The organism is candidate division KSB1 bacterium (assembly GCA_022566355.1).
GTDB lineage: Bacteria > Zhuqueibacterota > JdFR-76 > JdFR-76 > DREG01 > JADFJB01.
In genome coordinates this window covers 1-15,454 of record JADFJB010000057.1, presented here as the reverse complement: position 1 = coordinate 15,454, position 15,454 = coordinate 1, and the positions used below count along the sequence as shown (strand labels likewise).

Genomic DNA, 15,454 nt, shown 5'->3' with positions numbered 1-15,454 from the left:
TTAGACTGCATCAAGTTGTTACAACTTACTGTAATAATACAATATTTTTCAATATTTTTTTCAATTCTTCTTTTTCGTTAAGGAGTTGAATACCCACTTGCAACACATGAAGATTTGGAATATTTTGCAGAATCTCACGCGAGAAACGCACTGCATCTTTCTCTGTGGTAATAAGAATTTCAGCATTACAGCCGCTTAGCGTATTTGCCAGTAATTCAATTTCTTTTTTGGTGTACATGAAGTGATCTGTAAAGTTGTGAAATCTAACAACGATTGCACCCAATTTTTTCAACGTTTCAAGAAATGAATTGGGATTTGCAATTCCAGCAAAAGCAATTACGTTTCGATTTTTAAGAAATTCGATGGGTAGTTTTGATTCACTGGCAACATCAATTACTTTAATAGGCTCATGGTTTGAAAAGACTGCAGGCTTATCGACAGAATAACTTATTTGACTTTTTATTTCTTCTACAGAAAAGCTTGATTGGTTTACCCGGGTAATCCATAATAAATCCGCTCTCTTTATATTTTTTATAGATTCCCGTAAAGGGCCGGATGGAAGCAGTTGTCTATTTCCAAATGGAAGTTTTGCATCCAACGTAACGATATCCAGTTCTCTGAATAATCGCCGATGTTGGAAACCATCATCTAAAATAAACACATCAGGATTGAAATTGTTTATGGCAACGGTTCCGCCGCGAAATCGATTGCGATCAATAACAACTCCCCCATTACCCACATGATGTACTAGTACTCTCGCTTCATCACCTGTTTCATGAAAAGGAATTTGAGCAAGATCACCCTGTTTTAAAATAACTGTCTTTGAAGTTTCCCTTTTGTATCCCCTGGTAAGTACTGCCACTTTCAAGCCATGTTGTTTTAGAAATTTTGCTAAATAAGCCACAACAGGGGTTTTACCTGTCCCCCCTACTGTTAAATTACCGACACTTATAACCGGTCTGGGAAGTTTTTGAATTGGCAGTAATCCTGAATTGAATCCACGGTTTCGCAGCTCGATTCCAGCTCCATATATTTTTGAAAAGGGCCAGGTTAAGATAGAGACCGGTTTAGGCGGCGAAAAAGGCATCGGCAGCTAACTCCTGGTCTACCATTTTCTGCTGGACTTTTCGTGTCCAAACAACCAATTCACGGTTCGAACATTTTTTCGGTATTTCAATGGGTGAACCGATTTTTATCAAAACAGAAGAAAACGGTTTAGGCACCAAAAAGCGATCCCAACTATTTAAAACGTAAGCCGAATTTGCTGAAAAAGTCATTGGAATGATTGGCACACCGGCTACCATTGCCATGTACACAACTCCCATTTTTAATTGATGCCGGGGGCCTGTCGGTCCATCTGGTATGATAACCGCACTATTGCCATTTTTCATCGTTTTCACCATTTCTTGAACAGCTTTGGAACCACCACGGGTGCTACTTCCCCTGATTGTACGATAACCCAACCGATGTAAGCTTCTCGCAATCATCTCCCCATCCAGATGCTGGCTGACAAGAACAATCAGTTTTTTATGGCGAAAGCGAAATAAAGGCATTAATAAGCGGCCGTGCCATGCTGAAATCAAATAAGGTAAGCCCTGGTTTTCAAGTTCAAGCAAATGATGTAGACCATCGCATTTTAACTTCACGGTTTTTCCAAGAAGAAATATAATTACCCACCCAAAAGTAACAGCAATATTAAACTCAATCTTTTTCCTGAGTGGTAAACCGGATAGAGAACTCACGAACCCTCACTTAGTATTGAGGCAGCCAATTTTGCCACGCGGGCAGAAGCTCCTGCGGTACCTAATTTTTGGCGAACTAATTCAAATCCTGCGCACATCTCGTTACGTACTTTTTCATCTTTCATAATATCATTCAGGACAGGAGCTATTTTTTCGGCCTTGAAGTCATATTGAATAAACTCAGGTACAACCAATTTGCCGGCAACAATATTTACCAACGAGATGTTTTCAATTCTTATGAATATTTTTTTTATAATCCAATATGTAATTGGTGAGACTCGATACACAACAACAAATGGAGTATTTAGAATTACGGATTCCAGCGTTGAGGTACCGGAAGCAACAATAGACAGAGCGGAATATCTCATCAATGCCTGGTTGTCTAAAACATTCGTAATGGAAGTGCCTTCCAAGTGCTTTGCGTAAATTTCAATAGGCAAATTATCTGCTAAACTTAATCCAATCTTAAAATTGGGATTGCTTTGTACAAAGAGATGTGCCGTTTTGACCATTTCAGGTAGATTTCGCTGAATCTCCTGCTCACGGCTGCCTGGAAACAATCCCAAAATTGGGTTATCACTGGGAAGATTATATTTCGATAGAAACTCTTCTCTACCTAACTTGACTTCCACACTTTCCAAAAGTGGATGGCCAACGAATGTTGATTGAATTCCGTGTTTTGAAAATAATGATTGCTCAAAATCAAAAATTACGGCCATGTGGTCCACACATTTCGCAATTTTTTTGATTCGCCCTGAACCCCAGGCCCAAACCTGTGGGCTAATATAATACAAAACTTTAATTCCTCTTGAGTGTGCATATTGAGCAATTTTCAAATTGAATCCAGGATAATCAATCAAAATGACCAATTGGGGATTCTTTGTTTCTATCAACTCCTTCAAATGATTGATTGCTTTGTGAATAAATGGTAAATGTTTGACAACTTCCCAAATCCCGATGATGCCCATTTGTGAAATGTCATATACAGTATCTACACCCGCATCACGCATAGAGGGTCCACCAATGCCAAAAACATTTAAGGCAGAATCTATCTTCAAAAGCTCCCTCACAAGAGCAGAGCCATGGTGATCTCCGGATTTTTCCCCGGCAATGATTAAAACCGTATCCATTCTAATTCCTATAGTACCGGATAAGAATTTTTATGATTATTGATTTTGATTTGTTGTAGTATTTGATCAGCAATTTCTAACGCTCGTAGTCCATCTTCTCCGGTGACAATAGGTTTATTCCCTTTTTGGATGGCATCTACAAAAGCAATTAATTCTGCTTTTAAAGCATTTTTTTCTTCATCCTTCTTTTTTTCATAAGTGATTTGTTTACGATATCCATCTTTTTCGATTACACCCCAGGGGATTGGTGTGGTAGCTGCCATATTCTGAGGAAGTTCTTTTAATGCGTACACTTCCGTAAGGCCAATCAGAAAATCCATTGAAATGTACGAATTTTGTTGAAAAAGGCGCATTTTCCGCATCTTTTTTAATGAGATTCGACTAGCCGTTAAGTTAGCGACACAGCCATTTTCGAATTGGATTCGTGCATTGGCAATATCTTCAGAATCTGAAATAACAGACACACCATTGGCATCTATTCGCTTAATCGGGCTATTGACGATTGTCAATACCAAATCAATATCATGAATCATTAAATCCAATACAACAGCTACATCAGACCCACGGAGATCAAAAGAAGCCAGCCTATGGGCTTCTATGAACATAGGATTGGTTTCCTCCAGGACCAAACAACGAAAGGCAGGATTGAATCTTTCGATGTGACCAATCTGTAATGGGATTAAATTCTTAGAAGAATATTCGACCATTTGTTTGGCTTCCCGGATAGTCGCCGCAATTGGCTTTTCAATAAAGGCAGCCTTGCCATGCTGCATAGCCAATAGTCCAACTTCAAAATGACTTATGGTAGGCACAGCAATCGTTACGGCATCAACCCGTTCTAATAGGTCCGTACAATTCTTAAAATACTCGATATCATATTCCGATGCCATTTTGGTTCCATGGTTGAAATCGATATCATGAACTCCGATAATTTCCGCATTAAGAATCTGCATAAGGTTTTGTAAATGGAAAATTCCAAGTTTACCAACTCCAATAACACCAATTTTCACCCTATTCAAAAATCCTCCTTGCTAAATATTGTGGATCTCAGACTCAGAAAGCAGACAATTTTGAAAGTGTAATACTTCCTATTTTCGGCTGGTATATTTACTTTTATGTTTTTCAATCTCATCCCGGATTTCAGCCGCTAATTCAAATTCAAGTTTAACAGCAGCCGTATGCATTTCTTTTTCTAAAAATTCCAAAGTTTCTTCAATAGCCATATTCTCACGAGGTAACCTGATGGATGAAGCTTTCTTCCATTTCACGGTTTTTGCATCAGCGACTCGTGTTGTTTCCATAACATCATCGATGGATTTGTAAATCGTTGTAGGCGTCAAATTATTATCGACATTATTTTGATGTTGAATGGCACGGCGGCGATTAGTCTCATCGATTACTTTTTTCATTGAATCGGTTATCACATCGGCATAAAAAATTACCTTGCCATTAACATTGCGTGCAGCTCTGCCGGCAGTCTGCAGAAGAGATCTTTCTGATCTTAAAAATCCTTCTTTATCTGCATCAAGAATGGCTACAAGGGCAACTTCCGGAAGATCAAGTCCTTCTCGTAACAGATTTATTCCGACAAGTACATCAAATTCAGCCAATCTTAAATCACGCAATATCTGGACCCGATCAAGAGCATTGATTTCAGAATGAAGATATCGTACACGCACCCCAGAATCTGCCAAATAATCGGTTAAGTCTTCGGCCATTCTTTTCGTCAAAGTGGTTATCAATGTTCGTTCTTTGTTTTCTGCTCTTTCTTTTGTCTCAACAATCAAATCATCAATTTGGCCTTTGGTTGGTCTGATTTCAATTTCAGGATCAATTAATCCGGTAGGCCGAATGATTTGTTCTACCACAACTCCTTTGGATTTTTCCAATTCAAATTCTGCAGGTGTGGCAGAGACAAAAAGAACTTTATCAACCACGGATTCAAATTCCTCAAACGTCAGAGGCCGATTATCTAACGCGGAAGGTAGTCTGAAACCATGTTCAACCAGTACCTCTTTTCTGGAGCGATCACCACTATACATTGCACCAATTTGCGGAACTGTTGCATGGGATTCATCTATGATGGTTAAGAGGTCCTTTGGAAAAAAATTGAAGAGAGTAAATGGCCGCTCACCCGCTTGGCGATCTGTTAAATGTCTCGAATAGTTTTCGATTCCCGAACAATACCCTAACTCTTCCATCATTTCGATGTCATAATTCGTTCGCATTTCTAATCTCTGCGCTTCGAGTAATTTATTCTGAGTGCGCAACTCTGTCAATCTTTCTTGCAATTCAAGACGAATCGATTCAATTGCTTTCTCCATCCGAGGTTGGCTGGTAACATAATGTTTTGCAGGATAGAGTGCGAGCCGCGGCATATCACTTATTATCTCTCCGGTCAATTGATTCACATTGTAAATCGAATCCACTTCATCGCCAAATAATTCAATGCGAATTGGTATTTCATCATAAGCTGGAAAAATTTCAATTACGTCTCCCCTTACGCGAAATGTTCCACGGTGAAAATCAAAATCATTCCTGGTATAATGAATATCCACCAATTTTCTGAGGATTGCATCTCTTTCAATGTTTTGTCCGCGTTCCAAATACAGCATCAGGTTTTTGTACTCATCCGGCGAACCCAATCCATAAATACAGGAAACCGAAGCTACGATAATCACATCTTCCCGTTCCAATAAAGCGCTTGTGGCTTTCAATCGTAATCGATCAATGTCATCATTAACTGATGAATCCTTTTCGATATAAGTATCAGTAGTCACCATATAAGCTTCGGGTTGATAATAATCAAAATAGCTTATAAAAAAACCAACCGCATTATTAGGAAAAAAGGTCTTGAACTCGCCATATAATTGTGCGGCCAAGGTTTTATTGTGAGAAATGATTAATGTTGGCCGGCCAAGGTTCGCAATTACGTTGGCCATCGTGAAGGTCTTTCCCGATCCGGTAACTCCTAACAATGTTTGAAATTTATCTCCTCGCTGGAAACCTTCTGATAATTCTTGAATAGCTTTTTCTTGATCACCTTTGGGAGTAAAATGTGTCTTCAGTAAAAATTTGTCCATAATACCAAAAAATTCTCATTTATCATTATTCAACAGAATATTTAATATAGAAGTGAACTAAAGTAAAATCAAGGACGATTGGGCTGTTACAATTCCTTCAATTGAAACTAGCACGGGTTTTTAAATTGACTGTGTGCAACTTTGCCAGTATTATTTAGGTCATTAATTTTTATATTAACGTGAGTTCTATAAAAGTGAATCCGTGGTCGACTCCGCTCACCATGGCTTAAATTCGGCTGCCTGAGCGGAGTCGAAGGCTGCAAATTTTGAATGCTTTCCTTAAGCTTAATTAAATTATATGGAACTCACGTTGTATTATGAATTCAATCAACTCAATGGAGAATTGAATGCAAGCTATTATGATGGTAGCAGGAAAAAGCACTAGAACCTACCCTCTAACCCTTACAAGGCCAAAGCCACTATTACCGGTACTTAACAAACCGTCGATTTATTATAACCTCGATCAATTGGTAGATATTGTTCAAGAAGTCATTTTGATTGTCGGTTATCGTAAAGATATGATTCAAGAAACCCTGGGTTCAAATTACAAAGGCATTAAACTAACTTATGTTGAACAAAAAGAACAATTGGGCACCGGACATGCTGTTTTACAAGCGGCACATTATGTGACTGATAGATGTATCGTGATGAATGGGGATGATTTATTCGCAAAAAGCGATATTATGAAATTATTGCATTTTCGCTATGCTGCGTTGGCAATGATCGTTAAAGATCCATCGTTATATGGCGTGTACCAGGTAAATGATGAAGGCATAGTTCTGAACTTGGTTGAAAAGCCAAAAGAAAATATTGGTAACCTAGCTAATGTCGGCTGCTATCTTTTTGATTCTTCTATTTTTAATGAACTTGAGAAAACGCCGTTAAGTGAACGTGGAGAAATCGAACTTACTTCCGCTGTACTCAATATTGCCAGACAACAACCGTTTCAAGTAATCTCTTTGAAAGAATATTGGTTGCCAACAGGATATCCGTGGGATTTATTAAAGACTCAAACCTATTTTTTTGAACATAATTTTGATCACATAATAGATGGTCATTTGGAAAATTCCGTGGAATTAAATGGCACCCTCCAACTTGGTCATGATAGTATTATCCAAGAAAGTGTAACTATTGAAGGTCCGGTTTGCATAGGCTCCAATTGTGTAATCGGTAAATCCTCAAAAGTCGGGCCACACACAACGATTGGTAACAATACACAGATCGGAACTAGATGCCAGATAGAGAATTCAATAATCATGGGTTCAAGCAAAATTGGCAATTTATGTAAAATTTCACATTCTGTTCTCGGAGAAAGAGTCAATCTCGGTGAGAGTTGTATTCTAAAACACGCTTCTAAAGATCATCTAACAATAAAAAGTAAAATTAAAAACCAGGTGATCGATACAGGCCTAACAAACCTGGGAGCAACTCTGGGTGATGATGTTCTTTTAGCAGATCATAACCAAATAGAACCGGGTAAAAAAATTTGGCCAAAAATTAAAACGAAAGTGGGGCAGCATATTGAGAATGATTTGATGGGGAATTAAACTCATTTATTTTCAATTTATTTTCTGGTAAATTCGTTGGATGGATGGCAAATTCCATCGTAAATTAAAGCTTTATAAAAATAGAAAATTTAATTAAAACTAGTTTTTAGTTTCAACCAAAGAAGGAATCTATAAAATGGTAATGCAAAAATTAAGAGGATCCGTTGCCAAAATATTTGTGTGGGTCATTGCCGGCTCTTTTGTCGGCTTAATCGTGTTCGAATGGGGCATGGACATTACGGGGTTGAGAACCCGAACTAACGTGCTGGGTGAAGTTGATGGTGAAAAAATTATGGCCGACCAATATTACCAAAGTATTCAAAACATTATTGATTTTAGAAGGAGCCAGGGAAACGGAGAAATTACCGACCAGGAAATGGATCAGATAGAAAACCAGGTTTGGGAAGTGATGATACAGGAAATATTAATGCTAAGAGAAATTAAGCGCAGAGGAATAGCTGCGACTGATAGTGAGGTAATATCCATAATTAAAGATAATCCACCTGACCTCATTAGGACAAATGAAACCTTCCAGACAGATGGTTATTTCGATATGGTAAAATATCGTCAAGCCCTTTCAGACCCCAGAAATGATTGGCTGCCTGTTGAACAATATATCAGATCAACGCTTCCTTACCAAAAATTACAAAATCTCATTTCTGCCGCTACGATTATCACTCCCGAACAAATTAGATGGGAATATGTAAAGAAAAATGAAAAAGCAAATGTGAAATATATTTTCTTTAATCCTAATGACTACATTTCAGAGGATATTCAAATTGACGAAAATGATATAGAAACCTACTATAATGAAAATCAGGAGAAATACAGGGAAGTAGAAAAACGAAGAATAGATTATGTTCTATTTCCTTTAATTCCAACCGCTTATGATTCTCAAGCAGTGTTGAATGAAGCACAGGATCTGCTTGTTAGGATAAACAATGGCGAGGATTTTGCCTCCCTCGCGGAAACCTTTTCTGAAGATCCTACTGCACAAGGATCAGGTGGTAGCCTTGGATTTTTTGGGAAAAACGCCATGGTGAAACCGTTTGAAGACGCAGCATTTGGTGCAAACGTAGGAGAAGTCGTCGGTCCGATTGAAACCCAGTTTGGGCTCCACCTGTTAAAAGTAGAAGAGAAAAAAACTGAAGATGGTGAAGAAAAAGTACGTGCCAGTCATATTCTTTTGAAATTTGAACCTGGGAGTCAAACTCAAAGAGATTTGCAAACCAAAGCAATGTTATTCGCAATGGATGCAATTGCATTAGAAGATGATGAGTTAGACGAATTAATCGCCAATGACTCCACATTAACCATCATTAGTTCTGCTTTTTTTAATGCCGGCGGCTTTATACCCGGCATCGGCTTTTCGAACGACATCAGTCAATTTGTGTTTAATTCTGAAATAGGAGCGGTCCGTGAGGAGCCATTTGAAACCGATCAAGGGTTTATTGTTGCCTCTGTTAGTGAAATTCAAGAAAAAAGAATTAAACCAATCGATGACGTTCAAATTAGTATTCGTAATATTCTACGAGCTGATATGCGTAAAGAAATGGCTCACCAAAAAGCAGCAAAAATTAGATCAAGAATGACTGTCTCGGATGATTTCGAACGAATTGCGGCCGAAGATTCCCTGGAAATCAAAACCACTACTAACTTTACGAGGGATGAAACCATTCCTTCAGTTGGTAGGGACCCCGAATTCATCGGAACGACTTTCTCTTTGAATGATAATGAAATTTCAGAACCGGTTGAGGGGATTCGAGGATATTACCTGATTAAGCTAGTCAATAAGCTAGCCATAGATGAAGCAGGATTCGAGACACAAAAAGCTTTACTTTATCAACAATTATTGAATCAAAAACGGCAACAATCATTTACATATTGGTATGCTCATCTAAAAGAACAAGCTGAAATAAAAGATTCACGGCCAAACAGATCTTAAAAGAAATAGGTTGTTAACAATCCAATTTTTAATCTCTCATTGCTAGGCCATTCAATCTACTGTTGAGAGCTCGTGATGTATTTAATCGATATTTAGGATGGCCTTATTTCTGCCTGAACTTTTTCTTAAATTTATTTAACGAAATTACAACCCCTTTTGCAAAAACATTCCTTTTAAAATTGATCTGATATCGCCCTGGTTACTTTTGCAGTCGTTTAAGTTCTACCAAAAATTCTTCTTTGCTTTCAAATTTATGATAAACAGATGCGAATCGAATGTAGGCAACGTCATCAATTTTTCGTAGATGTTTCATTACGCAATCGCCTACTATATGAGCTTCAATTTCCCTAGTTTTTAAATCTTGCAACTCCCCTTCAATTTGACCCACAATTTGATCTATTTGTTCTGCCGAAATTGGCCGTTTATTGCAAGCTCTTACAATTCCTTTTTGTAATTTTTTCCGATCAAAAGCCTCTCGAATACCCCCGTGCTTAATGATAACAATAGGTAAATCGACAACAAATTCTTTCGTTGTGAATTTTCTCTTACAATTTAAACAATTACGTCTTCGTCTTATGATGTATCCATTTGTTATTTCCCGGGAGTCAATGACTTTATCGGAATTTACGCCGCAATATGGACATTTCATATTTAAGTCCCAACTTTAATTAGGCAGTGTATATAATGGAAATTGTTCACACAAATTTTGGACTTCATTTTGAACTTCCCTTGTAATATTTTCATCATCAGGAGAAGTTAATATCTTATCGATGAGCGATGCAATGATTCGCATTTGTTCTTCCTTCATCCCTCTTGTGGTCAACGCCGGTGTACCAATACGAATTCCACTGGTTACAAAAGGACTTTGGGTATCAAATGGAACCATATTTTTATTTGCCGTTATTCCCGAATTCTCCAATGCACGTTCTGCTATTTTACCTGTAATTCCACGGTTGCTTAAATCAACAAGAATCAAATGTGTATCAGTTCCCCCGGAAACAATATCATAACCTTTTTCCAATAACTCGGCAGCCATCGTTTTCGCATTTTGAATAACCTGTTTTGAATACTCAATAAAACCAGGTTGAAGGGCTTCTTTAAATGCAACTGCTTTTGCAGCAATCACATGCATTAAGGGACCACCTTGAATACCCGGGAACACAGCACTATCGATCAACTCCGACCATTTTCTAACCTTGCCTTTGGGTGTGGTTATGCCCATATCATTTTCACCATCTCTACCTACCATTATCATTCCGCCGCGTGGCCCTCGTAATGTTTTATGAGTCGTAGTCGTTACAACATGAGTGTAGGGTATGGGACTTTTTATGAGTCCGGATGCTATTAAGCCAGCCGGATGTGCGATATCTGCCATTAATTTTGCCCCGGTTTGATCAGCAATGAGACGAAATGCTTTGTAATCAATTTCTCTTGAATAAGCGCTTGCACCAGCGAGAATCAACTTTGGTCGCTCTTTCTTAGCCAGCGATTCTACTTCATCCATATCAATATAACCTGTATCTCTACGAACCCCATAAGGAATAATCTTAAAATATTTCCCGGAAATATTAACTGGGCTGCCATGGGTTAAGTGTCCACCGTGTGCTAAATTCATCCCCATAATTTTATCACCAGGTTTTAGAAATGCCAGGAAAGCAGCCATGTTTGCTTGAGCGCCAGAATGCGGCTGAACATTTACATGATCTGCATCAAATAATTGTTTAGCGCGTTCGCGTGCGAGATTTTCGGCAATATCCACAAACTCACAGCCCCCATAATATCTTTTGGATGGTAATCCCTCGGCATATTTATTCGTCATTACATTTCCAAGCGCCTGGGCTACAGCTAAGCTAACAAAATTCTCCGAAGCGATTAACTCAAGCACATTGTTTTGCCGACGAATTTCTCCTACTATGGAATCATATACTTCAACATCCGTATCTCGCAATTCATCATACCGAAACATGCTTAAATCCTTTAGGACACTATTAAAAAAAATTGGCGTCATACAGACGCCAATTTTTCATCAAACTAATATAAACTTTCAAAAGAGCAATATGAAATTAATCTCCACTTAAATCCATTTGTAGCAAGCTTCTTTAGGTTCTGTATAAGTATTCATGAATTTATCTTCTGCCGTCGGTAAATTTCCTTCAATACCTTTCATATGTCTTTCAGCTTGTCCTTTCATAAATGGATCACGAGAGGCTTTTTTAAATTCATTGTAAGCTTTTTGATAAACCAATCGATCATCATATTTAAATGAACCCTTTTTATCAACGCAAGTTTTAGCTGCTTCTTGATAAGTTTTACCAATTGAAATAAAGGCTAGTCCACTGTTTCTATCGATTTTAAGTGCCCTCCTGGCCCAATTTCTGGCTGTAGTATAACGAATTTGAGTCCGGTAAACGTCAGACATTTTGATTATAACATTGATATTATTCTTATCCAAATTTAGAATTTTTTGGAGGACATTCAGTGCGCTGCTATAATTTTCTGTGTTGAGATGAGCTTCCACAACATTATTCAAAGCATCAGTGTTTTTAGGTTCTTTTTGCAACAAACGATTAAACATAACTATAGCTTTAGGATAATTACCTTCATCAAAATAAACCGTTGCCAATTCGTACATTAGACCAGCATCTTCGGGATTCTCTTCTAACATTTTTTCTTTACTAGCTAATGCATCTTCACTTCTTCCGGTGGCACTGTACATCCCGGTCAATGTGTCCTTGGCATCTCGATCATTTGGCTCTAATTTAGTATAATTCTCATATTGCTCAATAGCGAGATCAATTTGTTGCGTACGTCGATATAAATCCCCAAGTATTTTATAAATTTCAGATTTGTCAGTTTGTAATTCAGAGACTTTTTTATAATGTTTTATCGCACCATCAAATTGATTTCTCTTCCGAAACATGAAACCTAAACTCTCGTGCAAGTAAATATTATCCGGGAAGTATTTTAATCCCTGCTCAAGAGCACTTTGGGCGCTATCCGGCATATTAGCTTTGACATAGCAATTTGACAGGCGTGCATAAATATCATTGTAATGAATTTTATCAGCTAATTGCATTTCAGGATCTAATTGGATGACTTTCATTATATAACGTTTTGCATCAGTATAGTTTTCGTTTTTGTAGTACTCGAAAGCCGTACTCCAATTTTTAGTAATCTCAAATTCTTTGACTTTTTGAAGAGAATCTTCAATCGCTTTTTTCCTCTCCGGACTCATAGCCTGCTTGGTTCCTGCTGACTGTGTACAACCGATTGTATAAATAAGATAGAGAAGAAATGGCCCTAATAAAATTCCCCAAACAGAAAACGTTTTCCGACTTAATTTAAGTTTTTTCTTCAATTGATGACCTCCGATTTTTTTTTGAACATATTTCTAGTTGAATTCTAAACATCAATGCAAAATTAAGTAAATAATAGTTCTAATGTCAAGGTATTTTTGAAGGATTTGTTACAAGAATTACATGTATTAATTTTGGCTTATTATCGCTGGAACCACAACTCACCGCCGGTAACATAAAAGCTAAGTCGAAATATCTGTTCCTCGAAAGTATTATCAGATACGCTGCCTCGTTTACCATATTCAATTGCCAGATCAATTGATCCGCTACGGCTGGCAAAAGGTATTCCTAACCCGGCAGTCACAAAAATAGTTGATAATTCTCTTCCTGAATAATCAAGCACATATGGTTGCTCCATTGCGAAACCAATTCTGTATTTGCTTCTCTGAAGAAACTTAGCGAATTTATCCACTGCTGGAGTATATTCCAGACCGAAGGAAATCCGCTCAAAATTAGTAAATTCCGAAATACTATTTTGAGTATTTGAGGGATATGTACTCCAATCTTGATTTACATAATCAAATGCCAAAAGAAATTTCTGCTTCATTTGATAAGAAATTCCAACTCCCCACAAACCTGGAAAATCAAAATCAGAGGTGCTGGTAATAGTTTGATTACCGAAATAAACTTCTTCAAAATTTCGACTCAAATCGTATTTAGTTTCATAAACTCCACCGATGTTTAATCCTTTTATTGGATTTAGTACAGCACCAAACCTTGTGCTAAATCCTTTAAATCTTGAACTAAATTCGTCACGTGTGTCTATGAAGCGTTCACTTACATAATTAACTCGCCAATCTTCATTGGCTTTCCCAAACACATAGCTGAAACTGACTCCCAATCGCAATCTGGAATGAATTTTAAATCCACTTGAAATAAAAACACGATTAAGACCCCCAAAGCTGTTCACAGACGTAGTGTAGTCGTAAACACCTATTGTATCTAGCGTTTCGAAACTATAATTTATTTTGGTAATCGGTTGCAAACCAAAGCCAATTCCGATTCCGGAAGATATTGGAAATGCTCCCATAAACCCGTTAAAATTAGCATAATTTGTTTTATGTTTTTGGTTGCTATTTTCTATATTTAGAGTTTGCATAATAAATTGGGAAGAAAATCGGACCCGGTTAATTCCCGCCAAAGCAGCAGGGTTTAACCAATTTAAATCATTTGGATCTGAGATCGCAATAATCGCTCCGCCCATTCCTGTTGCGCGATTCCCATAATAATGATACTGAAGCCCAAGCCCCCGTAGCGAATAAATCGAACCATCTGCAAAAGAAACTGTTGAGCATGAAAGGGAAAAAATAAAAAAAACTAAAACTTTATTTAACTTCTGAAACATGAAGCCTCCATTAATTGCTTTGGGATACTGGTGGAAGAGTATAGAATATTTCCGCTCTGGGTTTATTGGTTGAATCCGCTTCGCTCGTATATAGCAATGTTCTAAAGATGCTTCTGGTAGGATCCAAAGTAGCTATACGAAATCCGAAATCTTCCTTTTTCTCATTGATTGCCAACTGAAGCAACGCAGTAATTTCAACGGTCAACTGCGGGCCGTTATTGTAATTCGTAAGGCCAATAACTGTGGAGTCAACCTCACCGGTAAATTGACCATCACTCAAAATTGCGATTATCCTTGTAAGCGAAAAGAAAGTTTCAGTAGACGGAAAAATTGAATTAGCTGTATCAACTTTCATAACAATATTTGCAAAATTGATCGTGGCATTATCCGGGATGTCCGGAAAAGAAAAACTGATAAATAACTCCGATTCCAATCCAGTTGAAATAGAATGCCGATCGGCAGGTATGGCTTCAAAGGTGAAAACTGAAGAAGCATCAGAATCTGATAATGTAACATTTTTTGTGGAATCATTTTCAATATAGGTCAAAGCTAAAATAGGCCCAAGACTTTTTTCATCAGATGAATATACGAATATATCTTCTGCATTCGGAGCCAAAACCAGGACACCATTGTTAGAACCGGGTTGGTCTAACCAACGTTGAACAAGCTCTTCGGAAATACGAATCGTATCCAGGCCAGTACTATCTATAGCAAATGTTACACTACCCAAAAGTTCTGTTCCGGATGACAATAAAATTGCCGCCGGATCGACGTTTTCAGTTGTCCAAGAAGTTGTCACCTCATGAGCTTCAACAGAAATGCTGTTTGTAGAATCACCGGTTATATTGCCAATTTGATTAAAAATCAATAAGGCTTCTTTAATAGTGCCGGATATATTATCACTGATTGACTCAAATTTAACGACTATCCCACTTTCTACGCCCCTATATTTTCCGACTAATAATTGGTCACTTGTCCCTATCTCAGGGACTGCCTTATCTACTGTTGTTTCATTTTCGGCGCCAACCAATTCGACTTTCAGAACGGAAATAAATTCACTTCTCTCAACATCACTTAAACTGAAGGGGTTATCCGAAGATGAACAGGAAATGGAAACTGAAAGCAGTAACAATAAAAACAATTGGGGGGTGATTATTTTTCTCAAAAAACTTGCTCCTTCTTACATCAAATAAATAATGAATACTATTTTTTTACTGGAGTTCAATCGTAAAGTTCCTCTGATACAACAGTCCCTCTGGCAAACACGGTCCGGCCTTTTTTAATGACCATTTCAACCAGGTTAAAT

The 15,454-nt window shown here is 37.7% G+C and carries 12 protein-coding genes; 2 read left to right on the top strand and 10 right to left on the bottom strand.

Annotation, left to right across the window (positions count from 1 at the left end):
• Nucleotides 1–25: 25 nt before the first annotated feature.
• The 5 genes from lpxK to uvrB form a co-directional block, all read right to left on the bottom strand.
• On the bottom strand, nucleotides 26–1,087 hold the full coding sequence (lpxK, locus tag IIC38_11400; protein ID MCH8126555.1) for a tetraacyldisaccharide 4'-kinase: 1,062 nt from the start codon (nucleotides 1,085–1,087) through the stop codon (nucleotides 26–28).
• Nucleotides 1,068–1,742 carry a lysophospholipid acyltransferase family protein gene (locus IIC38_11395; GenBank protein ID MCH8126554.1) on the bottom strand — a complete coding sequence of 225 codons (675 nt, stop codon included), beginning with the start codon at nucleotides 1,740–1,742 and terminating at the stop codon, nucleotides 1,068–1,070. The genes lpxK and IIC38_11395 overlap by 20 nt, the downstream gene beginning before the upstream one ends.
• The gene (gene lpxB, locus IIC38_11390) at nucleotides 1,739–2,872 is read right to left on the bottom strand and encodes a lipid-A-disaccharide synthase (GenBank protein ID MCH8126553.1); all 1,134 of its coding nucleotides are present in this window, start codon (nucleotides 2,870–2,872) and stop codon (nucleotides 1,739–1,741) included. The genes IIC38_11395 and lpxB overlap by 4 nt, the downstream gene beginning before the upstream one ends.
• Before the next feature lie 8 nt (nucleotides 2,873–2,880).
• On the bottom strand, nucleotides 2,881–3,891 hold the full coding sequence (locus IIC38_11385; GenBank protein ID MCH8126552.1) for a Gfo/Idh/MocA family oxidoreductase: 1,011 nt from the start codon (nucleotides 3,889–3,891) through the stop codon (nucleotides 2,881–2,883).
• A 69-nt stretch (nucleotides 3,892–3,960) separates the two neighbouring features.
• Entirely contained in the window at nucleotides 3,961–5,958 is a 1,998-nt protein-coding gene (gene uvrB / locus IIC38_11380) for an excinuclease ABC subunit UvrB (GenBank protein MCH8126551.1), read from the bottom strand.
• Nucleotides 5,959–6,302: 344 nt separating this feature from the next.
• Here uvrB and IIC38_11375 point away from each other — a divergent pair, with 344 nt between their 5' ends.
• Together IIC38_11375 and IIC38_11370 are read left to right on the top strand one after the other, a co-directional pair.
• Complete coding sequence (locus IIC38_11375; protein ID MCH8126550.1) at nucleotides 6,303–7,502, top strand: NTP transferase domain-containing protein; 1,200 nt, start codon at nucleotides 6,303–6,305, stop codon at nucleotides 7,500–7,502.
• 136 nt (nucleotides 7,503–7,638) lie between these two features.
• The gene (locus IIC38_11370) at nucleotides 7,639–9,447 is read left to right on the top strand and encodes a peptidylprolyl isomerase (GenBank protein MCH8126549.1); all 1,809 of its coding nucleotides are present in this window, start codon (nucleotides 7,639–7,641) and stop codon (nucleotides 9,445–9,447) included.
• Nucleotides 9,448–9,646: 199 nt separating this feature from the next.
• Here IIC38_11370 and nrdR read toward each other — a convergent pair whose 3' ends face one another.
• The 5 genes from nrdR to IIC38_11345 all read right to left on the bottom strand — a co-directional run bounded on the left by nrdR (nucleotide 9,647) and on the right by IIC38_11345 (nucleotide 15,313).
• Entirely contained in the window at nucleotides 9,647–10,096 is a 450-nt protein-coding gene (nrdR, locus tag IIC38_11365) for a transcriptional repressor NrdR (protein MCH8126548.1), read from the bottom strand.
• Between the two features lie 15 nt (nucleotides 10,097–10,111).
• Nucleotides 10,112–11,413: a serine hydroxymethyltransferase gene (locus IIC38_11360; GenBank protein MCH8126547.1), complete on the bottom strand. Its 1,302-nt coding sequence runs from the start codon at nucleotides 11,411–11,413 to the stop codon at nucleotides 10,112–10,114.
• Between the two features lie 108 nt (nucleotides 11,414–11,521).
• Nucleotides 11,522–12,805: a tetratricopeptide repeat protein gene (locus tag IIC38_11355; protein MCH8126546.1), complete on the bottom strand. Its 1,284-nt coding sequence runs from the start codon at nucleotides 12,803–12,805 to the stop codon at nucleotides 11,522–11,524.
• Nucleotides 12,806–12,945: 140 nt separating this feature from the next.
• The gene (locus IIC38_11350) at nucleotides 12,946–14,148 is read right to left on the bottom strand and encodes a hypothetical protein (protein ID MCH8126545.1); all 1,203 of its coding nucleotides are present in this window, start codon (nucleotides 14,146–14,148) and stop codon (nucleotides 12,946–12,948) included.
• 10 nt (nucleotides 14,149–14,158) lie between these two features.
• Nucleotides 14,159–15,313 (bottom strand): hypothetical protein, encoded by a 1,155-nt coding sequence (locus IIC38_11345; GenBank protein MCH8126544.1) that lies wholly within the window; start codon nucleotides 15,311–15,313, stop codon nucleotides 14,159–14,161.
• Nucleotides 15,314–15,454 lie beyond the last annotated feature (141 nt).

Excerpts from the sequence above, each read along its gene's own strand:
- lpxK (MCH8126555.1), bottom strand. The coding sequence starts at position 1,087 with ATGCCTTTTTCGCCGCCTAAACCGGTCTCTATCTTAACCTGGCCCTTT.
- lpxB (MCH8126553.1), bottom strand. The coding sequence starts at position 2,872 with ATGGATACGGTTTTAATCATTGCCGGGGAAAAATCCGGAGATCACCAT.
- IIC38_11375 (MCH8126550.1), top strand. The coding sequence starts at position 6,303 with ATGCAAGCTATTATGATGGTAGCAGGAAAAAGCACTAGAACCTACCCT.
- IIC38_11370 (MCH8126549.1), top strand. The coding sequence starts at position 7,639 with ATGGTAATGCAAAAATTAAGAGGATCCGTTGCCAAAATATTTGTGTGG.
- nrdR (MCH8126548.1), bottom strand. The coding sequence starts at position 10,096 with ATGAAATGTCCATATTGCGGCGTAAATTCCGATAAAGTCATTGACTCC.
- IIC38_11360 (MCH8126547.1), bottom strand. The coding sequence starts at position 11,413 with ATGTTTCGGTATGATGAATTGCGAGATACGGATGTTGAAGTATATGAT.
- IIC38_11350 (MCH8126545.1), bottom strand. The coding sequence starts at position 14,148 with ATGTTTCAGAAGTTAAATAAAGTTTTAGTTTTTTTTATTTTTTCCCTT.